Annotated in this window: 19 protein-coding genes; 9 read left to right on the forward strand and 10 right to left on the reverse strand. The window is 37.9% G+C overall.

What is annotated here, in order from left to right:
- Nucleotides 1-282 precede the first annotated feature (282 nt).
- The 3 genes from htpG to VB715_RS12900 all read right to left on the reverse strand — a co-directional run bounded on the left by htpG (nt 283) and on the right by VB715_RS12900 (nt 7,859).
- Entirely contained in the window at nt 283-2,280 is a 1,998-nt protein-coding gene (gene htpG / locus VB715_RS12890) for a molecular chaperone HtpG (RefSeq protein WP_323301620.1), read from the reverse strand.
- A 146-nt stretch (nt 2,281-2,426) separates the two neighbouring features.
- On the reverse strand, nt 2,427-2,819 hold the full coding sequence (locus VB715_RS12895; protein WP_323301621.1) for a hypothetical protein: 393 nt from the start codon (nt 2,817-2,819) through the stop codon (nt 2,427-2,429).
- 90 nt (nt 2,820-2,909) lie between these two features.
- Nucleotides 2,910-7,859: a hypothetical protein gene (locus VB715_RS12900; RefSeq protein ID WP_323301622.1), complete on the reverse strand. Its 4,950-nt coding sequence runs from the start codon at nt 7,857-7,859 to the stop codon at nt 2,910-2,912.
- Nucleotides 7,860-7,945: 86 nt separating this feature from the next.
- Between VB715_RS12900 and VB715_RS12905 the strand changes: the two genes are divergently transcribed.
- From VB715_RS12905 to VB715_RS12920, 4 genes are all read left to right on the forward strand, one after another.
- Nucleotides 7,946-8,209 carry a hypothetical protein gene (locus VB715_RS12905; RefSeq protein WP_323301623.1) on the forward strand — a complete coding sequence of 88 codons (264 nt, stop codon included), beginning with the start codon at nt 7,946-7,948 and terminating at the stop codon, nt 8,207-8,209.
- 56 nt (nt 8,210-8,265) lie between these two features.
- Entirely contained in the window at nt 8,266-9,504 is a 1,239-nt protein-coding gene (locus tag VB715_RS12910; RefSeq protein ID WP_323301624.1) for a lipid-A-disaccharide synthase-related protein, read from the forward strand.
- 69 nt (nt 9,505-9,573) lie between these two features.
- Nucleotides 9,574-11,316 (forward strand): ABC transporter ATP-binding protein, encoded by a 1,743-nt coding sequence (locus tag VB715_RS12915; RefSeq protein ID WP_323301625.1) that lies wholly within the window; start codon nt 9,574-9,576, stop codon nt 11,314-11,316.
- A 287-nt stretch (nt 11,317-11,603) separates the two neighbouring features.
- Nucleotides 11,604-12,605 carry a PEP-CTERM sorting domain-containing protein gene (locus VB715_RS12920; protein WP_323301626.1) on the forward strand — a complete coding sequence of 334 codons (1,002 nt, stop codon included), beginning with the start codon at nt 11,604-11,606 and terminating at the stop codon, nt 12,603-12,605.
- Between the two features lie 90 nt (nt 12,606-12,695).
- Here the strand turns inward: VB715_RS12920 and rimM are convergent, their stop codons facing one another.
- Nucleotides 12,696-13,322 (reverse strand): ribosome maturation factor RimM, encoded by a 627-nt coding sequence (gene rimM / locus VB715_RS12925; RefSeq protein WP_323301627.1) that lies wholly within the window; start codon nt 13,320-13,322, stop codon nt 12,696-12,698.
- 144 nt (nt 13,323-13,466) lie between these two features.
- On the opposite strand from rimM, the gene VB715_RS12930 reads away from it, so the two are divergent.
- Nucleotides 13,467-14,234, forward strand: coding sequence for a Tab2/Atab2 family RNA-binding protein (locus tag VB715_RS12930; RefSeq protein ID WP_323301628.1), 768 nt, complete (start codon nt 13,467-13,469; stop codon nt 14,232-14,234).
- Between the two features lie 577 nt (nt 14,235-14,811).
- Here VB715_RS12930 and VB715_RS12935 read toward each other — a convergent pair.
- The 4 genes from VB715_RS12935 to VB715_RS12950 all read right to left on the reverse strand — a co-directional run bounded on the left by VB715_RS12935 (nt 14,812) and on the right by VB715_RS12950 (nt 18,252).
- A complete protein-coding gene (locus tag VB715_RS12935) occupies nt 14,812-15,462 on the reverse strand; it encodes an MAE_28990/MAE_18760 family HEPN-like nuclease (RefSeq protein WP_323301629.1) in 651 nt (216 codons plus the stop codon).
- Nucleotides 15,459-16,568 carry a DUF262 domain-containing protein gene (locus tag VB715_RS12940; RefSeq protein ID WP_323301630.1) on the reverse strand — a complete coding sequence of 370 codons (1,110 nt, stop codon included), beginning with the start codon at nt 16,566-16,568 and terminating at the stop codon, nt 15,459-15,461. The genes VB715_RS12935 and VB715_RS12940 overlap by 4 nt, the downstream gene beginning before the upstream one ends.
- 108 nt (nt 16,569-16,676) lie before the next feature.
- Nucleotides 16,677-17,879, reverse strand: coding sequence for an argininosuccinate synthase (locus VB715_RS12945; protein ID WP_323301631.1), 1,203 nt, complete (start codon nt 17,877-17,879; stop codon nt 16,677-16,679).
- Nucleotides 17,880-18,057: 178 nt separating this feature from the next.
- Entirely contained in the window at nt 18,058-18,252 is a 195-nt protein-coding gene (locus VB715_RS12950; protein WP_323301632.1) for a DUF2949 domain-containing protein, read from the reverse strand.
- 278 nt (nt 18,253-18,530) lie between these two features.
- Between VB715_RS12950 and VB715_RS12955 the strand changes: the two genes are divergently transcribed.
- From VB715_RS12955 to VB715_RS12970, 4 genes are all read left to right on the forward strand, one after another.
- Entirely contained in the window at nt 18,531-19,634 is a 1,104-nt protein-coding gene (locus tag VB715_RS12955) for a TRAP transporter substrate-binding protein (RefSeq protein ID WP_323301633.1), read from the forward strand.
- Nucleotides 19,635-19,644: 10 nt separating this feature from the next.
- Nucleotides 19,645-20,430 carry a DUF6816 family protein gene (locus VB715_RS12960; RefSeq protein ID WP_323301634.1) on the forward strand — a complete coding sequence of 262 codons (786 nt, stop codon included), beginning with the start codon at nt 19,645-19,647 and terminating at the stop codon, nt 20,428-20,430.
- A 64-nt stretch (nt 20,431-20,494) separates the two neighbouring features.
- Nucleotides 20,495-21,889 (forward strand): signal recognition particle-docking protein FtsY, encoded by a 1,395-nt coding sequence (ftsY, locus tag VB715_RS12965; protein ID WP_323301635.1) that lies wholly within the window; start codon nt 20,495-20,497, stop codon nt 21,887-21,889.
- A gap of 153 nt (nt 21,890-22,042) precedes the next feature.
- The gene (locus VB715_RS12970) at nt 22,043-22,534 is read left to right on the forward strand and encodes a DUF29 domain-containing protein (RefSeq protein ID WP_323301636.1); all 492 of its coding nucleotides are present in this window, start codon (nt 22,043-22,045) and stop codon (nt 22,532-22,534) included.
- Between the two features lie 43 nt (nt 22,535-22,577).
- Here the strand turns inward: VB715_RS12970 and VB715_RS12975 are convergent, their stop codons facing one another.
- Nucleotides 22,578-23,522, reverse strand: coding sequence for a F0F1 ATP synthase subunit gamma (locus tag VB715_RS12975; RefSeq protein ID WP_323301637.1), 945 nt, complete (start codon nt 23,520-23,522; stop codon nt 22,578-22,580).
- A gap of 71 nt (nt 23,523-23,593) precedes the next feature.
- Nucleotides 23,594-25,105, reverse strand: a complete 1,512-nt coding sequence (atpA, locus tag VB715_RS12980; RefSeq protein ID WP_323301638.1) for a F0F1 ATP synthase subunit alpha — start codon at nt 25,103-25,105, stop codon at nt 23,594-23,596.
- Between the last annotated feature and the right edge of the window lie 39 nt (nt 25,106-25,144).

Here is a 25,144-nt window from a genome sequence, read left to right on the forward strand (position 1 = left end):
TACTTAAGAGTTTATGGTTTGTGCATTAATTCCTAGTAACTTTGCTAGATCTTTTAGATTCAGTTAATCATTACTTTACATTACTTAATAATACAATGCTATAATTTTATTAACTCTTAACAAGCCTTTTATAAATCTTTAGTTTTAGCTAAGATCAACAAAATAAAAATGTATCAAATTTAACTTATAGCTAAATTAATTGTTATACACCCCTAAGTAGTCGGACATATTTAAAGTAGGGGTCAACGGCCATTGACCCCTACTATGAAAAGTTCAAGTCTATTATTTTGTCAAACGAGTTAACACTTGATTTGACCGTTCTACAAAGGATTTCATTCCCTCAGCATCGAGTCCTTTTTGTGCCATTAAAGCTAAATCGTAGACGTGCTGACAGAGCATTTTAGCCATTTCTGCGGAAGGAGAATCACCCCCTGCTTGGATAATACTTCCCTGACTTAATTGATAGATATTTTCGATCAAAGGATGGGTTGTATTAATCACTAAAACGTGTTCTTCGGGAAAGTCCATAATTTGTTGTTGAGACATCGCCATCATCTCCCGAAATCGTCTCATCGCTTCTGGTAATAATACCATCGCTGCGGGAGTATTTTGGGGAGTATCTGACTTTAGTGCTTCAGTCTTGATGTTGACTTGGGGTTTATTTAAGGCGATTTCAAACAGTTCCTTAATTTGCTCGCTACGGGTTTTGTTGGTGGTGGGATCAACAATTTCATTACTCTTATCTTCCTGTAACAATGTGTTGTCTAATTCAGAATCAACACGGGAGAATTTAACCTCAGAATATTCTTTTTCTAGGAAGGGAATAAAGTAATTTGTGTCAATGAAAGAGTCCATAAATAGAATCTCTATTCCCTGATTTTTGTAGAGTTCCACATAGGTTGCTTGGGTCTGGGTATCGGTGCAATAAAATACCCGATTTTCATGACGCTCTTTGTTCCGTTCTAAGTAATCAGGTAAGGTGGTATAACCTGCTTTTTCATAGTTAAATTTTCCCTGATTTTCTGTATTTTCTTTTTCGACATCTTGCCAAACATCCCCTTCTGCTTCAACTTGAATTTCTGGGGTTTCTGTTGCAATTTGTGGGGCTGTTTCTTCAGCTTTATAAGTCGTTTTGTAGATCAGAATATCTTCGACTTGCTTTTTAAACTTTTCGTCTTTGAGAGAACCATATTTAACAAAAGTTCCTACATCTTGCCAACATTTAATGTATTCTTCAGGAGTCTCTGTATAGATAGAGTTGAGACGATCTGCAATCTTTTTGGCGATATGATTGGCAATACTGCGAACTGTCCGATGATTGGTCAATGCGCTTCTGGACACATTTAAGGGAATATCAGGACTGTCAATAACTCCCCGTAATGGCATTAAAAAATCGGGGATAATTTCTTCACAGTGATCGTTAACAAAGACTTGGTTACAAAACAGTTTAATATGTCCCTGGGAAACATCTACATCAGGACGCAGTTTAGGGAAATATAAAATGCCATTGAGTAGGTAAGGATAATCGGTGTTTAAATGTACCCAGAGTAAGGGTTCTTCTTGGAAGGGATGAAGATAACGATAAAACTCTAAATAGTCCTCATCAGTGAGGTTTTGGGCTGATTCTTTCCAGAGGGCTTTTTGTTTGTTAATGGACTCATTTTCAAACTTAATGGGAACAGGAATAAAATCTGAATATGTTTTCACTAACTGACGAATTCTTTGAGGTTCTAAATACTCTTCTTCCTCATCCATTAAGGTGAGAGTAATAGTTGTTCCTACCTGAGTTCGAGAGGATTCTGTTAATTCAAATTCAGGGGAACCATCACAAGACCAATGAACAGCTTGGGACCCTTCTTTATAAGATAAAGTGTCAATTTCTACCTGTTTTGCTACCATAAAAGCAGAATAGAAACCTAACCCAAAATGTCCGATTAATTCATTGGCATCTTTTTGATATTTTTGGATGAATTCTTCTGCACTAGAAAATGCTACCTGATTGATATATTTCTTGATTTCATCAGTCGTCATTCCAATTCCATTATCAGAAATTGACAGGGTTTTATTGCTTTTATCAACTGCGATCACAATTTCTGGTTCAGCTATTTCTCCTGATACTTCCCCCGCTAAAGATGCCATTTTAAGCTTAGAAATGGCATCCACTGCATTGGAAATTAACTCCCTTAAGAAGATTTCATGATCGGTGTAGAGAGACTTCTTAATAATGGGGAAAATATTCTCGGTGTGAATGGTAATGTTGCCTTTTTCAAGTACCGTCATAGCGTTTTAAGTTAGAAAGGGTTTATATACTATCGTCTCTGATTATCTCTGATGTTAGCTAAATTTTCACCTTGGGATTGTCCCCCCCTCAAGATTCGGATTTCCGTACTTTATAAGTATATAACAATAATGAACAATTCAACTTATTAATAAGTAATTAACCAAAAGGCTTGTTTTCTAATATATAAAGGATTGTCAATTGAGGTAGCAGGAGCAATCATTTTGATTTGTTTATCCAGGGGATTATGGACAACCGTCCAGTTAACATAATCTAAGGATTCATCACTATCTTGATGGGGACAAGTATGAGTAACTTTAGTAATTTTATTTTGTGTTATTTGAAAGATTCTGCCGCAGTTTTGTGGTAAAATAATAATGACTAATAATTGATTTTTCTTAGGGTATAAAGTAACGGTACTGGGTTGATTCACTCCGTTGGCAATTCGTCCCCAAAATTGCGCTTTAGCAGGATAATATTTTTGAATTGTGGTAATATTTACTCTCCCTAATTCCCAAGATAATGCTTGACTCCCATTCATCTTAAAGCAGAGTAGCAAAGGGATTATTAAGAATATTTTTGTTTTCAAATAGATCATCTTTTTACTTATTACTTATTAAGTAGCTAAAGCTTAATCCCATGCCTCAAATTCCCTAATCCAATGACGAATTAAGGTACTAAATTGACTGCGTCGATTTTCAAAACTTGCTGCAATCCAAATAAACATTAAACCGACGAATAAACCGATAATCCATTTTAACAGAGGATAGGTCAAACTTAACACCACTAATTGATAAAATCCATTGATTAAAAAAGTAATCGTTCCGGTAAATAAAAAAGCACGAATTTGTAAAGACAAACCGAGAAAAATCAAAATAATGCTCATAATTCCTGGTAGAATACCTATTTTACTATAAAACAAGAGGGAAACTACACTAATAATTCCTGTACCAGTTAGACGGAGAAAATGTCTTAATTCTTTGCCTTCTTCTCCTTGACAATTTGGTTCGATCCAAATAATTGATAAAAGAGATAATCCAAACAAAATACTATAACTAGATATTGAGAATTGATAAACTAATTTAAACCCTTCAATAATTGCCCCATTAACTAAAATTAAACTTAAGTAAAGTAGACGGGGTTTGTAACTCATTTTAGCTAAAATACCGTAACAAATAGCAGCAACTAATAAAGTAATTGAATTAAGAGAGGAAAGGTTGGTAATTACCCCAATTAAAGGTAAAGAATAAGCTAACAGATTCCAGGGTTTTTTAGACCATCCCCATTGTTGCCAAGGTAAACTATAAACCACGACTCCAAATAAAGCAATAGCTGTTCCTATCCATCGTTCAAAAAAGTAGTCTAAATAGTTAGGAGATGGTATCGTTAAGGCGGCATAAGCAGCAATTGTCCCTCCTTGTATTAATCCTAAATAGACCCATATTTCTCCATAAATAGCATCACTAAATCTTCGCCCTTCTAAGATAGCATATTGGCTTAAAAATATTCCCGCTCCTAACCCAATTAATTGATTAGTTGTCACCGGATATAAGAGAGATATTCCCAGAAATATAGTACCTAAAATCCAGTGTAAATGAGCAATAACTTTTAATTCTTGTTGGCTAAGATTAAGATAACTTGATAAACCCGCAGAAGTGAGGCGATAAACATACATAATTGTGGTTGCTAATGCTGCCATACTTAACAAGTTATCGCCTAATGGTAAGGGATAAATTTGATACCATAATAATTCATAAGCAGACCAAGAAAAGACAGCAATAGCAACATAGATTAAGGGTTTAAATCTTGCTCTACGTCGTCCAATTCCCATAATAATTAAGGCTAAACCAAGGGACGTTAAACCAGTAAAACTACTAAAGAAATTCCATCTTAAAGCTGTTCCTAATGCCCCATATAATAGGGGTAAAATATGCCAACTACTGAGCAAGTTTTGCTCTCCGGTGTGTCGGTGCCACCATGCTCCTAAAAATTGTATACAAAGTCCTAAGATTATATTAGCAATAGCTAGAATAAAGAGAGAGCTTTCTAGGAGTCCTAATACTTCTATTGTTAATAATTCTAAACTCCATCCTAGGGTATAAATTGTCCAATTAGTGGGATGGTGCCAACTGCGATAAATAATCGCTCCTAATAATAAAAATGCTGCTATTATTGACCCCAGAGAAGGAGATAAATATTGCCAATAAATAGCGATAGAATGTAAAGTCAAAGCGACTAGACCAAAACTACATGAAATGATACCCCACCCATCAATTGCTGTTGTATAAATTCTAGCCAAAGGGTGAGATTTTTGTTTTAAATAACTCCACAGTAACCAAAGGCTTATCAGAGTCAAAATATTGACTAATAACCAGATAGAAACTGAATTAATTTGCCATTCTTCCACCCCTTGCCATAAAGTTAAAATCAGGCAACTTAACCCTATACCAACGGTTAAAAATGCAGCAAATATTTTCTTTAAATACACAGTATGAATAAAGAGTAATCCTGTTCCTATTCCTAGGCTAATAATTCTGATCAATCCCAGATTAGGCATCAATACTTGTACAAGTAAAATTGTGATGACACTGAGCCATAATAGGGGAGAAGTGCGAGGAGTTTGCAAACTTCTGTAAGTAGTTCCTATCATTATTAATCCTAATGTTAATGCTAAAATTACAGGATTATTTACTGGTTTATTTAAGAGGGCAATGGTACTAAAATCACAGATAAATAAAGTCATTGCCCATCCATCTAAAGCAGGATTATAATAAGTTGCAAATGAGACTTGCTGACGATTAAATAAATGACGAATACTCCACAGCAAAATAATTGTAATTGCTCCTATTAATAACCAATTAATTGAAAATTCATGGTAAAATATTAACCCAATACTCTCTAAAAAAGCTGAAATCAATCCTAATCCTAATCCAATCGTAATGGCTGCGGCAATCACTTGTTTAATTAGTTGGGTTTGAATAATCATTAATAGGGTAGCGATCGCTAATTCTATCCATCCCCATGAGGGTAATGTTAGGGCAGGAATGGGAGCAATAATTAAGATTAAAACACTATACCAAAGGGGGAATTTATTAGACGTAGAAGATGGTTGCCAACTCCGATAAGCAGCAGTTATCATCAACAAAATAGAGCTAATAAGATTGTTTGTCGTGGAAGGATCAGGAGAAGCAAAATAAATAAAGCCTCCTAAACAAGTTAGAGACAAACTATATCCCCAAGTATCAAAAACTTTAGTATATAAAAATGCCAACTCTTCAGAATTATCAGCTAAACTATGACGAATCAACCAAAGAATACCAGTGACAATTACGCCTGAAAGTATCCAGAGTTGCGGTGATAATTTCAAGGGATATAAACAAACAGCGATGACACTTAACCCAAAGCCAACGGTAAATGTTGCTGATACCCAATGACGTAAATATCGGGTATTAATAAACATTAATCCTGTGGAAGTTATTACCCCAATTAAACGAGTTTGTGGGAAAAATATAGTTAGTCCCTGCATCATTGATAAAGCAACTACACTTAACTCACTGGCCAGTTGTCGTCGGGGAAGATACCAAGTAGCGATCGCAGTTAATAATAAGGGAACAATTAACCAACTTAAACCCCAAAAAGGAGAGACAAAGGGGAGATTATACCAGAATAAACTATAAGAAACACTACTAAAAACAAGACTGATTCCCCAAGCACTTTTATTTAATAATGAGAATAATGAATTATCAGGAAAATTGCTGAAAGAAAATAGGCTTTCTAGGAGCATTAATCCCAAGAAAATTATTCCCCATAAACTAATAGTTAGGGTGGGTAAGCAATAGCTTATAATAGAAAGTATTCCTAGTAATCCAGTGCTATGAGTTGTTAAGGCTAACAGATTTGCAGAAGCTCGATGTCGAGGTATTTGAGTTTGGGTGACATAACCTAATATCAAGGTAGAAGCCACTAAATTAAGAGTTCTAAATAGAGGATTAACTAAACTAATTATGGTTAAACCAATTCCTAAATATAAAGCAATTTTGCCGCTAAATTGAGACAGATTATTTTGCTGAATCCGAATAAAAAACTTTCTTGACAAAACTATCAAAATTAGGTAAGGAAAAAGTCCTAAACTAAGTAAAACCAAAGAATTGCTTTGGGTTCCCGTAAACTGGGTAATTCCCTCAAAAAAACCCGATAAGAAAGATAAACGACCGATTAACCAAGGAATTTGTAAACCGATCAGAAAAATCAAGCCAAAATCTCGTCTTAACCAACTGTTTTTTAAGCGTTTTCCTAACCAAAGTATGGCTAAAAAACTAACTGCGATCGCTTGTAAAGGATAAGTAAAAACCGATAATAACCACCCTAAACATAATAAACTACTGCCCACCCATTTCCAAGGCGTTTGAGGGGGAGATCTCCACCCCATTAACCAACCACAAAGGGCCACGGCTAATCCTAACTGAAAAATATTAACATGAGCCATAAAAATTGCCCGAATTAACAGAATAACTAAAGCATAAATAATAATTGCCTCGGTTAAACTAAAAGGCAAAAATTTCCGAGTTGGTCTGGTATCATGGGGAGAAAATAAGGTGAGAATAGTTGTTCCAATTACCCCAATATAAGTCGCTATTAAAGGAATTCCTGGGAGAGTCCAGCCCCAATGTAAATAAGTTAAAGTTAAATGATTTAATAAAGGTAAAGGTGTGTTTGAAGACTCAGAATTTGTCTGAAAAATTTTCAAAGTCAAGGCAGTTAATGATAAACTACCTACCATCATTCCTAATAATCCCCAAACAGTATACCAAAGGGGAAAACTGTCCATGGCGAAAAAATTAATCGGTACTAATAATAAAGTAACCGTCCGTAAAGCTTGAGTTGTTAATCGTAAATTGGCTTGTTTTCCTGTCCACCAACTTCCTACCCCAAAAGCTAAGGTATATAACCACAAAATCCCATACTGTAAGACAGCAGGGAAGGTTTCCCACCAACTGGCCGCAAGTACCCCTGAAGAAATCACCACCATAAAAACACCCAATAACAGCAACCAAATGACGCTTAATTCTGCCATTAAAGATTGCACCATTTGCCCAATTCTGCGGGTTTGTCGGCGTTTTTTTCGAGGTTTTGAAGGTTTTGGAGTAACAGGGAGAGGAGAGGGGACAGGGGGTGATATGTTTAGGCTAGGAACCACAACAGGGAGAGGAGAGGTCAAATATTGCTGAGAAAGTCGTCTTACCTCAGCATGGTTTAATAGTCCCCGTTGCAACCATTGATCTAACCCCGTTAATAAAGCAGGATGAGAGGCTTTAACGTTGACAGTTAAAGCAATTTGAGTATTATTAGATAAAAGTCCCGCAGTTTGCCAAGTTTGCAAACTGGTTAAGAGATCTGTAGCTTGAATGGTTGTGGTAAGATTTAGCTTAAATGTCGAATGAAGTCCGTTAATTTGGGTATTAACATCAAGCTCAGAAATTAACCCCAAGTCTAGCCAATCTTGCCATCCTTGTAATAATTCAGAGATAGCATTATCCGTCGTTAGTTTAAGAGGAATTAGGCGATCGCTTGACAATGACATTAAAGAATTCCCAATACTTCACTATCTATCAGCATAAGCAACAATTGGGCATAATGTAGATTACAGCTAATCAGGAATTAACAAAGATGGATGCTTTTAGTCCCCTTCCCCCTGCTTGGACTCAGACGGCTATTCATGGGTTACAATTTTGTTGTCCCCGTTGTCATGGGGCTGCGAGTCAGGCCCAAAAAGTCTGGATTAATCGACAGTCTCCAGTGATTGGGGAAGACTATCGTCGTCGCTGGCAAGAATTTTATCACTGTGACTGTGAACAAGTATGGTGGGCCTGGAGTAGTGATCGCCCTCCTTCTGATTTGACGAAAAAAGATAGTGAGGCTAATGGTATTTAACCCTGAGATTTAGGGTTAAATATTAACTATTGAAAATTCCCACAGGAAACCAGCTTATGTCGTCACCGTCTAAACGAATATTATTTATCAGCAATGGCCATGGAGAGGATAACCACTCTTCCTATGTCATTGAAACTCTACTGCAAATGTATCCTAATCTAGAGGTGGCGGCTATGCCCATTGTGGGAGAAGGTAACGCCTACCGTCGCTTAAATGTCCCCATCATTGGCCCCACCCAAAATATGCCTTCTGGGGGGTTTTCCTATATTAATCGTTTTCGTCTGCTCACGGACTTAAAAGCCGGGTTAGTTGGCTTGAGTTGGCGACAACTCCAAGCGGTTTGGCAATATGCCCCTAGTTGCCATTTAATTATGGCTACAGGAGACACGGTTTCTCAAGGGTTTGCTTATTCTACTGGTTATCCCTATGTTTCCTTTATTTCCTGTTTATCCGCACTGTATGAAGGAAAGTTAAATATTGGGCCCTTTATCGGGACTTTTTTGCGATCGCCAAAATGTGTTACCGTGTTCACTAGAGATCCTTACACAGCCAAAGATTTACGTCAACAAGGCATCACAAAAGCACAATTTGGGGGTATTCCTTCCCTGGATAAATTGCAACCCACAGGCAAAGATTTACAACTAAATTCTGATGTTCCGATGGTTGCTTTATTGCCAGGATCAAGATTACCCGAAGCGGTTCGTAACTTTAAATTACAACTCAATCTGATTTCAGAAATTGTCAAAGTGATGTCTCCTGAGAGCGTTCAATTTCGGGCCGCTTTGGTTCCCAAAGTGATGCAAGAATTAGGGGAAATTGCTAATAGTCAAGGATGGCAAGCTGAAGAAGGAAAACTTACATACCAGACAGAGAAAGGAACGGTTCAAGTCTTATGTTATGGTGATGCTTTTAGTGATATTTTGCATAACTGTACCCTGATGTTAGGTATGGCAGGATTAGCGGTTGATCAAGGTATTGCCCTAGGAAAACCCGTGATTCAAGTACCAGGGGAAGGGCCTCAATTTACCTACGAATTTGCTGAAGCACAAACGCGCTTAATCGGCAGTTGCGCCCAAACTATCGGCAAAGGCCCTGCAACCCCCGAAACCTTGCGAGAAGCGGCTCAATGTGTGGCTAAAACCCTCGCTGATACCGATTATCTCGCTGATTGTCTGGAAAAAGGGAGCAACCGTTTTGGCCCCCCTGGAGCTTCTGTCAGAATTGCCCGTTTTTTGTTAGGTTATTTGGGAATCAATGAGGAAGACTTAAGGAACGTTCAGTTCAATCAGCCCTAATTCTGTAACGAACGTTCGGTTCAATGCCTCTCATAAATTTAATCAACAGATGATAACTAAATAATTGATATGAAACAACGCTCAAATTGGTGGCAATTATTACCTTATCTTTGGAGAGAATGGCCATCATTAATTAAAGGTTTTTTGTGTATTTTAGGGTTTGTTGCGGTAACTTTATCCTTACCCTTTTTAGCGGGACGAGTCTCTTTATATATTGGCCAAGGCAATCTTCAAGAAGTTGCTTATTGGTTAGGTTTCGGAACATTAGCTTTTTTGGTGAGGGGCATTTTTCAGTATGGACAGAATATCTTTATGATTGATGCTTCTTTGGAAATGGTGTTAAATGTTCGCCAGGGAGTTTATGCCCATTTACATCGATTAGGATTAGATTATTTTGAAACAGCAAAAACAGGGGATTTAACTTATCGTTTAACTGAAGATATTGATAAAATTGGAGAAATTGTCGATAAATTATCTCATCAATTTGTTTCTAACGTACTGCAATTAATTGTTATTCCCGCCTATATGTTTTATTTGAACTGGCAGTTAACCATTGCTAGTTTAATTTTAGCCCCATTGATGGCCACTTTAGTTGGTCAGTTTGGGGAAAAATTATTAATATTATCTCGTCGCAGTCAAAACCAAATATCTAACCTTTCATCCTTATTGACTGAGGTTTTTAGTGGTATTCGTGTAGTTCAAGGCTTTGCCGCACAAGACTATGAAGTCAAACGTTTTTCTCAAGAAGCTAAACAAAATCGTCACGCAAGATATAAAGCAGAAAAATTAAAAGCGACTCAATATCCGGTGGTAGGATTTTTAGAAGCAGTCAGCATTCTCTCTCTCTTTTTTATTGGAGGATGGCAAATTTCTCAAGGCAATTTAAGGTCAGAAGAATTTGTTAGTTATTTAGCTGCTGTTGCTATCTTGCTTCATCCTATTGATTTAATGACCAGTAATTATAATGAATTTAAACAAGCAGAAGCATCCGTTGACCGTATCTTTGAATTAATGGCAGAAACCCCAACAGTTGTCGAGAAAGAAAATGCCTTAATCTTGCCACAAGTGATCGGAAAGGTTGAATATTCTGCTGTTAGTTTTGCTTACAATTTAGATAAACCAGTCCTGAGAAATCTCAGTTTATTAGCACAACCTGGTCAAATTATTGCCTTAGTCGGTTCATCAGGTGCAGGGAAAACAACCCTAGTTAATTTACTCCCTCGTTTCTATGATCCTCAAGATGGACAAATCTTAATTGATGGGATTGATATTAAAGATGTTACCTTAACAAGTTTACGTCGTCAAATTGGTATTGTTCCCCAAGAAACCACATTATTCTCAGGAACTATCGCCCAAAATATTGCTTATGGACAGGAAGAATTTGATTATGAAGCAATAGAAAATGCCGCAAAAATTGCCAATGCCCACTCATTTATTGTACAGTTATCCCAAGGCTATCATACTTGGGTCGGAGAACGAGGAGTCAACCTATCGGGGGGACAAAGACAAAGAATTGCGATCGCAAGAGCAGTATTATTAAATCCTCGTATTATGATCTTAGATGAAGCAACATCAGCCCTTGATTCTGAGTCAGAAGCATTGGTACAAGAAGCATTAGAAAGGGTGATGGAAAATCGCACGGTTTTTGTTATTGCTCACCGTTTAAGTACAGTGCGTCGTGCTGATTGTATTTTAGTATTAGAAAAGGGACAAGTCGTTGAGTCGGGAACCCATGATGAATTGTTAGCAAAAGAAGGGCGTTATGCCAAGTTTTATAAGCAACAATATGCTAAAGGAACAGAAGAATTTTAGGGTAAAATTAGCTAATCAAGAGATTATTTACCAAGCACGGAACTGGCAAAACTCTTTAAATAAGAAATGCAAATACTTGGAAAAACTATGACATTATTGAACAATTTTATTCCCAAAATATAAGATTGTCTATTAAGGTCTAGTTTTTTTGTTTTTTGGGTAATTTGACGGATTTAGGGATTGATGTTAGAAGTTCATCAATGGGTGATTTATCTAAAAACTGCTAAGTATTCACGTAAAATAACTTACCCAAAATAATTTTTTAGTTTTTTCTGTACGAAAACCTTATGAATCAACATCACTTATTACAGAACCTGGCGATCGCTGGGATAATTGGGATGACCATCGCCCAGGGTAATGCTCAAGGGGCGATATTTGAGGATGGAGATGTTATCGCCGGTGTTGGTAATGGTTTGATAAAAGTTTTTGATAATAGGGGAAGTTTAAAAACCATACTTGATACAGGATTCATCGGGGAGACAACTGGCATGGCTTTTGATGCCAACGGAAATCTTTATGTGACGCTTTTCTCAGGCCAGCAAGTGGTGAAATTCGACCCGGATGGAGTCCTGCTCGGTACTTTTGGCAGTGGCTATAATGCGAATCCTGAATCCATTGTGTTTGATAAGTCTGGCAATGTTTATGTAGGTCAAGCTGAGGGAACAAGGAATATTCTTAAATTTGATTCCGATGGCAACTTACTAACTAGCTTTGATCCAATAACGGGGCCACGTGGAACCGATTGGATTGACTTAGCGGCTGACCAATGTACGATGCGCTATACCTCAGAGGGAACAACGATAAGAGCCTTCGACGTTTGTACTAATGCACAGCTTCCAGACTTCTCTACGGCATTAAGCAAGTCTTTTGCCCATCGCATTCTTCAAGATGGTGGAGAATTAGTCGCTGATAGTATTACAAGTACGGCAAAACGATTAGATAGAGAGGGAAATATTGTTCAAACTTACACAACACCCAGAACTGAGTTGTTGTTTGCCTTAAATTTAGATCCCGATGGAACATCTTTCTGGACAGCTAGCATTACGAGTGGAAACATATTTCAATTTGATATTGAGACAGGCAGCATCCTTCAATCATTTAATGGGGGGATTTTAGGAACAAGGCTAACAGGTTTGACTATCGTAGGTGAGATCACACAAGGTGGAGGTGGCCCCCAATCTGAACCGATTCCTGAACCTAGTGCTATTGTTGGCTTCCTGGCACTCGGAGCCATTAGCGGAGTTTCAACCCTCAAGCGCAAATTATACCAAATCCGGTTATCAAAATAGATTAACGTAGAGACGTTGCCTGCAACGTCTCTACTGGGTTTTGTTGGTTTTAATAACTCTACTTTTTAAAGCGGATTTGGTATCACTTGCCTATTTAGCTAATTCTAATAATCCTTTGGGGGGATTAATTTCTATTCTTTTATTATCTAAATCAACCACCGGAACAATTTCATAGACAAAGGGAATTAAGACTTTGTTTTGCTTGGGTTTATCTTCTGACTGTTGCTGAGTATTGGTGAGTTCTGAAGGTTGAACTGAGGCATCTTCTTGATTTAATTGCACTTCCAATAAATCATTACCAGCCCCAAAAATATCCGTTACGATACCGATAAATTCTCCCGTTAATTGATGATAAACTTCTAAATTAATTAATTCTGATACATGATATTCGTCATCTTTTAATTGAGGACGATCACTACTGGGAACCAATAATTTATGACCCCTTAATAACTCAGCTTGGTCTATATTTTTTATCCCTTTTAAACGGATAACATAAAGATTTTTACCCGGAATATATCGCCCACTGATTAAGTCAACAGGTTCAGGAGATAAGCCTTTTGGAGACTGTAACCATCGTTTTCCTGGTTCTTCAAATCTCTCAGGAAAATCCGTACTCGGCAGCACTTTTAGTTCCCCTTTTAATCCCTGTGGGGCGACAATTTTGCCTATTTCTAACCAACTTTCCTTGTTTTCTTCTAGGGGGTGAGAATTGCTCATTTGATGACCTTATTGTTGATGCTTATCTTAATGATAAGATTTCTTTAACGATAAATTGGGGATTTAATGTTTAAGAATTTTGTATTCTTCTTCAATTATGTTACAATAAGATGAGCCTAATAAAAATTAAATAAATAAAAATTAATGAGGATTTGGCAAGCAGATTTTTATAAACATTCTTTAAATGATCGAGACAATAGTTCTCAATGGGAACTGATTATTTGTGATTCTCAAGGACAGATAATTCATGAGGCAACTTGTCAACAATCTGAGGCGAATTCAACTTGGTTGATTAATCAACTAAGGTCAATTATTGAGCAATATAATCCTAATCTTATTCAAGTCTTTCGTCCTCAATCTTTAAGTTTATTAACCTTAGCAGGGGCGGCATTAAACATTAAAGTGGAACCGAATAGACGCACAGATCAACTCAAAGAAATTTTAAAAAAACGCCATCCTAACGCCATCAAATTAGAACAATTTCCCCCCCAAGCATTACCAGAAAATTTATGGGGAGATCAATGGCATTTTGCTTCATTTAAAGCAGGGGATATTATTGATTTTTTTGGTGATCGCCCTATTCCTATTCTAGATTTTCCTGACAGTCTCAAACCCATTAATCTTGGTATTCCTTCCCAGATAAATATTCCAGGAGTGGTTATTTATGGGGGAAGAAAATCTATGTATTTAGCCCGTTGGTTAGCAGAAAACAAACCTGTTGCTTTAACTTATATTCCCACAGAAATTGGTAAATCTGGAGGCTTAATTTTAGACGCAGGATTAATAGATCGTTGGGTTTTATTGACCTTTGAGGATTTACAAATGGCAAAAGCGGCTCAACAGTATGAACAACAACTGCAAACCTTAAAAGAATTAAAACCCTTAACAATTTTAGAAAAAGTTGCTAAATAATTTATTAATTATGCTGGTCTAAGGTTAAAAATGCTATCGATTTATACGGAATAGAGAAAACCCTGCTTGTAGTATGAAGTGGAGGGAACCTAAACCATTCTTTTTCGTCGAGAGTGTTTAATTTGAAATTTTCTGTTACAATTTGTATCTAATCGGGAACCAAGACTAAAACAAGGGGAAGACTAGGACTATAAAGGAAAATCGCTCTTATCCTCAGAATCAGATGTCATTTTATTAAATTTTTGGGGGCTTACCCATGGACGTATCATTAACTGTATTAAAATGTTTTTTAGTGATGTTAGAGTTTGTGGAATTTTTAGCTACACCATTAGGACTGGGTGCTGGTATATTGCTGGTATTCTGGAGTCATCTGATGATCTCAATGTGATCACAATGTCCCAAAGATTAAGGGCATAATAGTATTATGCCCTACGGTAATCATGATAATTTGTAGGGGTTTAACAAAATTAAACCCTTTCAGATACTTTAACCACTTCTTTGTTACCTGAATTTAGTTGTGTTATTCAGTAATTATTTCAAGATTGATAAAATATAATAAATTTTAGTATTATTTTAACTAAGATGAATTTCGTTTAAAATCTTCATTAATAGCAGCATTTTCTATTTGATTACGAAATGTCTCAAGCATTCCTATGACTTCTGTGTGTAACTCTATATATTCGTCTCTATCTATCAGCAAATAGTTACCGTGTGCAATTTCATTTCTTGTTTTTAACAGTTTTTCATCGATCAATTTTGACTTAGTAGAATAAATAGAAAAATCTATTCCTAAAATATTAGTAATTTCTTGAAAAGTCTCAGAAGAAAGGTTTGATGCTGTAGAAATTGCATCTTTAGGGAGAGAACATTTCTTATTTAACTCAACAAGAAAAAAATCACAAACAGGTATATATAATGATGGTTTATTTGTCTCTTTTGCTTCCTTAAGTTTATCTTTCATTGCTAAAGCTAAAAAGTTACTAGAAAGTTGATCATAGCGAATTTTTTTAAGTCTAACATATTCTAAGTAAGAATTAGCTGCTAATTTAACAAAACCCTCCCAATGGGAATATAAAATACAAACTCCACTACGAATAAATAGCTGATGTCTTTGATCAGAAATATCTTTTCTTTCTACTAAAGATTTAACTTCAGAAAGTTCTTTTTTTCGCCAAGCAATATCATCGGAAAGTTTATCACTTAACTGTTCAATATTTCGGAGCTTCATGAGTTAAAAAATACCTCTCTACCAAGGGGGACAAGATAAGGTAAACGACTTTCAGCCCTAACGCCCGTCCCTGATCGTTTTTTATAAGTTTCATCTGACCAAATGCTTTTTATGATATCAGGTATTTTATTATTTACAGGTAGGTTTTTATAATTATATCCTATTCCTAATGCAACAACTTCAAACGCAGATAAGAGGAAACCGCCTAAAAATCTATCTTGTTCTGGTTTATATTTTTTAAAGCTATTATCTACTGTTGTTTCATTAAGAACATCAAAAGTTTTTTTGAAAGCCTTTTCTATCTTATCATAATCTAAGTCTTTTTTAGCTGCTATCTCTCGCATTTTTTCAGTCAAAAAAACGTTAACATCTCCTCCTAATTTTTTGATACTTTGCTCATCTTTATCGAACAAAATAATGAAACGTAATACTAACTCCATATCATACTGTTCTTCATAAAGTCTATCGCTCAAAGCAATACAGTTTTTGAATGATTCATAATCAGCAAGTGAACGAATTAATTTATATAAATTTTTATTTAACATCAACAGAATACAATTTCTGATTTCTTGATGTGTAGCGACTGATCCACCTGTATTGAGTCGTTGAAACAACTCATATTTAATCATTTTATCGCTTTCTTTTTCAACAATATTGACCGCAATTTTTGCTCGCTTAATTAATAAACGTTGTGTCTGCGTCAGAGAATTTTCTTTATCATCAGGATCATCCCATTTTTTACCTTCCAAAGAAGGTAAATATGTAGTTCTTTGTAAAGCGACAGGATCGTTATTATTTTCTTCCTCATTTTTATTTAAAATACCAACAAATTCATAGATAGTTGATAGTCTCTGAACACCGTCTACTACATCCCAAACCCCATCATCTCTTTGACTAACAAAAATAGGAGGAATGGGTATTCCTAATAAAATTGATTCTATAAAAGCTGATTTTTGATAATCTGACCAACGAAAAAACCGTTGAAACTCTGGATAAATATTAACCTCATTGTTCTCATAAAGACTAATCCATTCGCCAATAGACATAGAATAACCATCAGTCCGAATTTCTTTTCTTGTGTCGTCAATTTCTTTTTGTAGAGACATAATGTGCAATAATCTAAATATTGTTTGTATCTACAATAATTTTATACTGTCATATCCTAAAAAAATAAGGATTGGGGCTTAATATGATTAAACCCCAACCTTAAATCATTAACCTCTGGTTTTTTCTGCCCAAACTCTGGTAGGCAGTCCCCAAATATAAATGAACCCTTCTGCTGCTTTATGATCAAAGCGATCATCTTCCCCATAGGTAGATAAATGGGGACTATAAATAGAGTAGTCAGACTGACGGCCCACAATGGTTGCATTGCCCTTAAATAGCTTAATGCGTACCATCCCCGTGACCCGTTCCTGAGTTTGGTCAATTAAGGCATCGAGGGCTTCTTTTAGGGGAGAATACCATAAACCCCGATAGATCAAATGACTGTAGGTTTCCTCAACCCCTTTCTTATAATGAGTGACATCAGCAGTCAAGGTCAGACTTTCTAAGTCGCGGTGGGCATCAATTAACACCAATAAAGCAGGGGCCTCATAAATTTCCCGTGATTTAATACCAACCACACGGTTCTCAATCATATCAAGACGGCCGACCCCATGTTTACCCACGACCTCATTTAGTTGAGTAATGAGGGCAACAGGATCAAGGGTTTGACCATTGAGACTAACGGGAATACCCTTTTCAAAGCCAATTTCAACATATTCGGGACTATCAGGGGTATCAGCGATCGCCTTAGTCATCAGATAAATTTCTTCGGGGGGTTCCGTCATCGGATCTTCGAGGGGCCCCGCTTCAATACTGCGTCCCAATAAATTGCGATCAATACTAAAAGGTGAAGACTTCTTAACCGGAAATTCCATGCCACAGCGTTCCCCGTACGCAATGGTTTGTTCCCGACTCATATTCCATTCCCGGGCCGGGGCCAACACCTTTAAGGTAGGGTTCAGGGCTAAAATTCCCAGATCAAAGCGTACCTGATCGTTACCCTTAGCGGTACAACCGTGGGCCACTGCATCTGCCCCATATTTTTCAGCCGCTTCTACTAATAATTTAGCAATGAGGGGGCGGGCCAAAGCGGTAGAGAGGGGATAACGACTCTCATAGAGGGCATTGGCTTTAATAGATTTAAAGGCATAATCTGTGACAAATTCGGCGGTAGCATCGCTTACTAAGGACTCAGAAGCCCCAAATTTTAAGGCTTTGGCTTGAATGGGGCCCAGTTCATCTCCTTGGCCCAAGTCAGCAGCGAGGGTAATGACTTCATCTACTCCCCATTCATTTTTAAGATAGGGGATACAAACAGAGGTATCAACCCCACCAGAATACGCAAGAACGACTTTATTAGCACGACCCATAAAACTTTATCTCTGGCATACAACTAAAGGGTTATTGTACTTTAGACAACCGTGTTAAGTCATTAGCATGGGTCAAGAATACAGAACAATTTTCTGATCATAAATACTTCCTAAAAATTGGCAGGGTTTTGGAAAGCCATCGAGATAATGAGACTGGGATTAAGCACAGATGAAGCTTTTATAAAAGATGATCGTCTAACCAGTCAAAAACAGATTCTAATTGTTCTTTATTGACTAAGCCATATTGCCAGAGAATCATGGGAAAATGATGGGGCATGGCTTGTTCATCCCGCAAGGCTAAGTCAATTGATTCGGCAGGAATCGCCAAATCTTGTTGTAAAAAATCAATGAATTGGGTTGCAGTAGGATTCATACTTAAAAGGTGTTCAGAGCGTTTTAAAAAGTTTATTAGAGGGATTTTGTGAGAAAAACTCCATTACATTAAACAATCTCATTGTGTCAATGGTGTGTCAAAAATGCGTAAAGAGAGTGACAATTTTATTTCTGACCCTTTTTTGATGAGATAGCTTGCTTTAAGACAGGAAAACGAGAACAGGGTTAAGTTTTCCCTTTGGGCTAACCTGTGTCATCATGGGAACTTGAAACTTTAAGAAACCATCCTTAACCCAGTAACGTCTCAAAAAGTCACGAATGAAACGAAGATATTTTATTAGCAATGGGACATTAGGAGTGACTGCGGCCGCTGTCCTCAGTTCTTGTCAGTCTCAAACTCAACCCATAGATACGGGTTCCTTGCCTTCTCTGCGCTGGAAAATGCAGACCAGTTGGCCCAAATCATTAGATACTATTTTTGGTGGGGCCCAAACTATTTGCGATCGCGTAGAAGCCATGACTGGGGGAAAATTTACCATTACTCCCTATGCGGCCGGAGAAATTGTACCAGGGTTAGAAGTCTTAGATGCCGTACAACAAGGTACAGTCGAATGTGGCCACTCTCCCAGTTATTATTATGTGGGCAAAAATCCGGCCTTAGGCTTTGGAACAGCTATGCCTTTTGGGTTGAATGCCCAACAACAAAATGCTTGGCTTTATCATGGCGGTGGTTTAGAAGCCATGCACAAAGTCTATAGTGATTTTAATATAATTAGTTTCCCGGCGGGCAATACAGGCACTCAGATGGGAGGATGGTTTAAACGAGAAGTTAAGTCTGTTAATGACCTTAAGGGCTTAAAAATGCGAATTCCTGGGTTGGGTGGCGAGGTAATGTCCCGTTTGGGAGTTAATGTGCAAGTATTACCAGGGGGAGAAATTTTTCTGGCCCTGGATACGGGGGCCATTGATGCTGCTGAATGGGTGGGGCCCTATGACGATGAAAAATTAGGCTTAAATAAAGCTGCATCCTATTATTATTATCCTGGTTGGTGGGAGCCAGGAGCAACTTTAGACTTACAAATTAATAAAACAGCTTGGGAAAAATTACCCAAAGAATATCAGGCTATTTTACAAGCGGCAGCGATGGAGGCTAATTTGAATATGTTAAGTCAATATGATGCTCAAAATCGTATCGCTTTACAATCTTTGTTGAAAGGGGGAACAAAATTGATTCCCTATTCTGAGGAAATTTTAAAGGCTGCACAAAAAGTATCCTTTGATTTATATGCAGAAAATGCCAGTAAAAATCCTTCTTTTAAAGAGGTTTATGACTCTTGGAATAAATTTAGACAAGAAATTTTACAGTGGAATTCTATCAATGAATTAAGTTATGCTAATTTTGTGGCAAAATCTCCTAATTGAATTTTGAGTTATGCGTATTTTAATTGTATTTTTGGCATTTATTATTATATTGTTGGCAAATGTTTCACCAAGTCAAGCGGGGGAATTACTTGAGCATATTCAGACTTATCCTGACTGGAATAAACCTTTAAATTTAAGTCAAGCTCAAGGAGATTTAGTCTATCCTGATTGGATGGAGGGAACCTGGAATGTTACCAGTATTTTGTTAGATCAAGTGGCTCCTTTAGCCCCAGAAATTGTTACTCCTGGCTTTAAAAATAATCAACGTTATCTTAATCAACCCTTGCATTTTCAAGTTCGTTTTCAAAAGCAATCTTCCCCTATTCCTAATATTTTTGCTTTAGCTTCTTTTATCTCTTCTCAATTACCTATTGTGGCAAATCGAGAATTTAATGGTTATCAAATTGCTAAAGCTTATCTGGGAAAAGATGCAACCATATCTGTCAAAAACGATCCGAATAATCCTAATCGTCAAATTACGTTTTTATCCCAAAATAATCAACTAATTTCTACAGTAACCGAACGGCAACAAGAACGGCCCAAGGTTCAAACATTTGTCGCTACAGAAATTACACAGCAAATTTTTCAAAGACCTTCCAGTATTTATATTAATGAAGTAGAAACCACAACTAATTATCATTTAATTGCTGATAATAAAATAGAAGCCGAACAAATTACAGCCATTTATTTATCCCCTAAAGATCCTGATTATTTCAAAGCTATTAATCGCCCCATTGCTCTATATAAATATCAGTTAAACTTGTCTCGAAACCTTAATATAACTAATATTAAATGAATTTAGATAAAACCCCTTACCATAAGTTAAAATAGTTAAGTTATTATTATAAAAATATTTCCCTATGTTTAATTGGTTCCGTCGTAAAATAAGCCAACCAGAGCAAGAACAACCAGCAACCCCGGCCCCAGAAACCACTTCACCCCCAACCTCTGAACCCGAAACTGTAACCGAGGAGAAGACACAAGAAGACTATCTAACTTGGGCCAAAACCGCTTATAAAAATATTCAACAACGGAAAGATGAATCTCAAACTACCGAGGCAGTAGAGACATCAGAAGTCCCCTCAGAAACTGTTACCGAATCCCAACCCGTTACGGAAGAAGAACCTGTTACCCCAACAGAAACCTCCTCAGAAGATGTTCCCGTTTGGATGCAAAAATCTGATCGTCTAGAAGTTCTTAAAGAAACAGCGATCGAAACTGCACCTCCCCCAGAAGAAACGCCCTTAACGTTTGATGAAGAATTTGTTTGGTCAGCGAAAGTTTTAGCGGCCCAAGGCCGGGCCCCTGAAGATATATCTGAAGACGAAATTAACTGGTTAAAACGTCTCCGTCAAGGGTTAGGAAAAACCCGTCGCGGTTTAGTTAACCAACTAAAATCAATTGTTGGTCAAGGGCCTCTAAACCAAGATGCAGTAATGTCAATTGAAGCCCTATTATTGCAAGCAGATGTCGGAGTTGAAGCTACGGATCATATAATTAGTACCTTACAAAAGAAACTATTAGAAGAATCTTTGCCTTCAGAACAAGCGATTGAATATCTCAAAGGTATTTTAAGGGATATTTTAGATCGTCCGTTACAACAGGTAAAAAATCCAGGATTTGCCCCCGAAAAAGACACCTTAAATATTTGGTTATTAACCGGAGTAAATGGGGCGGGAAAAACCACCACCATTGGCAAACTAGCTCATTTATCTCAACAGTCTGGTTATAGTTGTATTATTGCTGCGGCTGATACTTTCCGGGCTGCTGCGGTGGAACAGGTGAAAGTTTGGGGTGCAAGAAGTAATACTCCTGTTATTGCCAACCCAGGAAAAAATACTGACCCTGCTGCTGTGGTTTTTGATGGGATTGCTGCGGCCCAAGCTCGTCAAGTTGATCTATTATTAGTGGATACGGCAGGACGCTTACAAAACAAAAAGAATTTGATGGAAGAACTCGCAAAAATTCGCCGTATTATTGATAAAAAAGCCCCCGATGCTCAAGTAGAATCTTTATTAGTTTTAGATGCGACTTTAGGGCAGAATGGACTACGACAGGCGGAAGTTTTTTCTCAATCAGCTAATTTAAGCGGAGTAGTTTTAACTAAGTTAGATGGAACAGCAAAAGGCGGAGTTGCTTTAGCAGTGGCCCAACAATTAAATTTACCCATTCGTTTTATTGGTGCAGGAGAGGGAATTGAAGATTTACGGCCTTTTTCTAGTTATGAATTTGTCGAAGCTCTATTAAATGGTTAAGAAGCATATAAACTAAATTTTAAGGTAGGTAAAAGTCTTCTTAATGGTGGGTTGAGGTGGATAATCAATTAATAGATTAGCTGCATAGCAAATCGCCACCTAACCCACCCTACGCAATCATTGAATTTTTGTTTATAAATAGGCTCTAAGGGTATGACAATACAGACTCATTTATCAACTCAAACCTTATATAACCAAGATTATTATCTTTGGTTACAAACCACCATCAAACAGTTAAAATCTGGTCAGTTTTCTACCTTAGATGTAGAAAACTTAATTGAGGAGTTGGAGAGTATGGGAAAAAATGATCGTCGTGCCTTAGAAAGTCTCCTAACCCGACTCTTAGAACACTTACTTAAGTTAACTTATTGGCAAACAGAACGGGAATACAATCAAAGGGGATGGAAAAATGAAATTCGGAATTTTCGCTTACAAATTAAGAAAATTTTGAAAGATAGTCCCAGTCTCAAGCCTTATCTCACTGAGATTTTAGGTGAGTGCTATGATGATGCGAAAAACCTATTTATGGACTCCTCTGGCATAACTGCTTCTATACTACCCCAAACCCAGATAGGAACTGTTGAACAAATTTTAGATGAAAATTGGTTTCCTGATTGTTTAGAGAATAAAAAAGCGTCTAGATAAATTCTAAACGCTGATAATTCTTGACAAAAATTACCTCGAAATCTTACAAAGCATTCGCACCAGCAACTACTTCCATCAACTGTTGGGTAATGGCAGCCTGACGCGCTTTGTTATAAGATAAGGTCAACGTCCCAATGAGTTGACCTGCATTCTCACTGGCATTACTCATGGCAGTCATCCGCGCAGCTAATTCACTAGCGGCTGATTCTTGTAAAGCTCTGAGTAACTGGTTATTGATATATAAAGGTAACAAAGAATCCAGAATTTGCACCGGATCTTGTTCAAAAATCATGTCTTGGGGAAATGTACTCATCGTCTGAGTTACGGTTTGCCTTTCTACCTGTAATTTACCTTCACGGGTAATCAAGCGGAACATTTCATCATCTTCCACTTCTAACCCTTGCATAGTCAAAGGTAACAAAGTTTGTATCACAGGACGAGAACTAATTAGGGAGACAAAACGAGTATAAATTAACTCTACCCGATCTACCGTTTCTGATAAAAACAAAGATAGTAATTCATCCGCAATGCTTCCTGCCTCATCAGCAGTGGGAATTTGGTTCAACCCAGTATATTTTTTCTCAATGGGGGCTTCCCGACGAGAAAAATATTGAGTTGCTTTCCGTCCTACCGTTACTAAACGGTAACTAATTCCTTGGCTCTCTAATTCCTTGATCCGCTGTTCAGCACGACGGATGATGTAATTGTTGTAGCCTCCACATAAACCGCGATCGCCAGAAACCACCACAAGGGCCACTGTTTTCACGGTTCGTTGTTGCAGTAGGGCGAGGCTAACATCCCCGAATTGTAAACGGGTCAGCAAATTATAGAGAACGTTGGCCAAGGCATCAGCAAAAGGCCGAGTAGAGATAACTTGTTCTTGGGCGCGACGCACCTTCGCGGCAGCCACAAGACGCATAGCTTCAGTAATTTTCTTGGTATTTTTGACCGACTGAATGCGATCGCGGATAGCTTTAAGATTGGCCATAATGTTCCAGTGATCGATTATCCGTTATTCTTTTATGCTGTAGGGGCGAAAGGTTATTCGCCCCCAGTTAATTAAGCAGCAAAAGCCTGTTTGTACTCCTTAATGGCTTCTTTGAGCAAGGTTTCTGCTTCATCGGTGAGTTTCTTCTCACTGTTGACGATTTCAGCATATTTGGGCTTGCTGGTTTTGATATATTCCCGAAGTCCAGAGGCAAAGTCAGTGGCTTTATTAACAGGAATCTCATCAATATAGCCATTGAGTCCCGCATAAGTAATTGCCACCTGTTCCCACACCGCTAGGGGTGAGTTTTCAGGCTGTTTGAGAATTTGACGTAACCGCTGACCCCGTGCTAACTGCGCTTGGGTAGCAGCATCTAAGTCAGAAGCAAATTGAGAGAAAGCTTCTAATTCAGCAAACTGAGCTAGTTCTAGCTTTAACTTACCAGCCACCTGTTTCATGGCTTTAGTTTGGGCCGCTGAACCCACCCGACTCACGGAGATACCTGCGTTGATGGCAGGACGGAAACCAGAGTTAAACAAGTCACTGGACAAGAAAATTTGTCCGTCTGTGATGGAAATAACGTTAGTGGGAATGTAGGCTGATACGTCACCCGCTTGGGTTTCAATCACAGGTAACGCCGTCATACTACCACCACCAAGCTTATCACTCAGTTTAGCCGCCCGTTCCAATAAACGAGAGTGGATGTAGAATACATCTCCAGGATAAGCTTCCCGACCTGGGGGACGTTTCAGCAACAAAGACAATTGACGGTAGGCTTGAGCTTGCTTAGATAGGTCATCATAGATAACCAGAGTAGCCTTACCTTTATACATGAAATATTCCGCTAAGCTGGCTCCGGTATAGGGGGCCAAATATTGAAGGGTTGCGGGGTCATTGGCGTTAGCAGCAACCACAATGGTATAGGCCATGGCTCCTTTTTCTTCCAGGACACCAATCACCTGAGCGACGGTAGAAGCCTTTTGACCAATCGCCACATAAACACAGATTACGTCTTCTGACTTCTGGTTAATGATGGTATCAATGGCGATCGCAGTTTTACCCGTTTTCCGGTCACCAATGATTAATTCCCGTTGTCCTCTGCCAATGGGAATCATCGCATCGATAGCCGTAATCCCTGTTTGCATCGGTTCACACACAGATTTACGAGCAATAATACCAGGAGCAGGAGATTCAATTAAGCGAGTTTCGGTGGTATTGATATCGCCTTTGCCATCTAAGGGACGACCCAAAGAGTCAACCACCCGACCAATCATTGCGTCCCCTACGGGAACCTGAGCAATTTTTCCGGTAGCTTTAACGGTACTGCCTTCTTGAATATCTAAGCCTGTCCCCATTAACACGGCCCCTACATTGTCCTCTTCTAAGTTAAGAGCAATGCCGATGGTTCCGTCTTCAAATTCTAGGAGTTCACCAGCCATAGCCTGTTCTAAGCCATAAATGCGGGCGGTTCCGTCTCCAACTTGCAGAACAGTTCCCACGCTGGAAACTTGAACGCTTTGGTCATAGGACTCAATTTGCTGGCGAATAATGCTGCTGATTTCGTCGGGTCTGATACTAACCATAGTGAGATCTTTTCAGAAATTAAATGGATTACAATGAGA

Origin of the sequence: Crocosphaera sp. UHCC 0190 (genome assembly GCF_034932065.1) — a bacterium.
Classification (GTDB): Bacteria; Cyanobacteriota; Cyanobacteriia; order Cyanobacteriales; family Microcystaceae; genus UHCC-0190.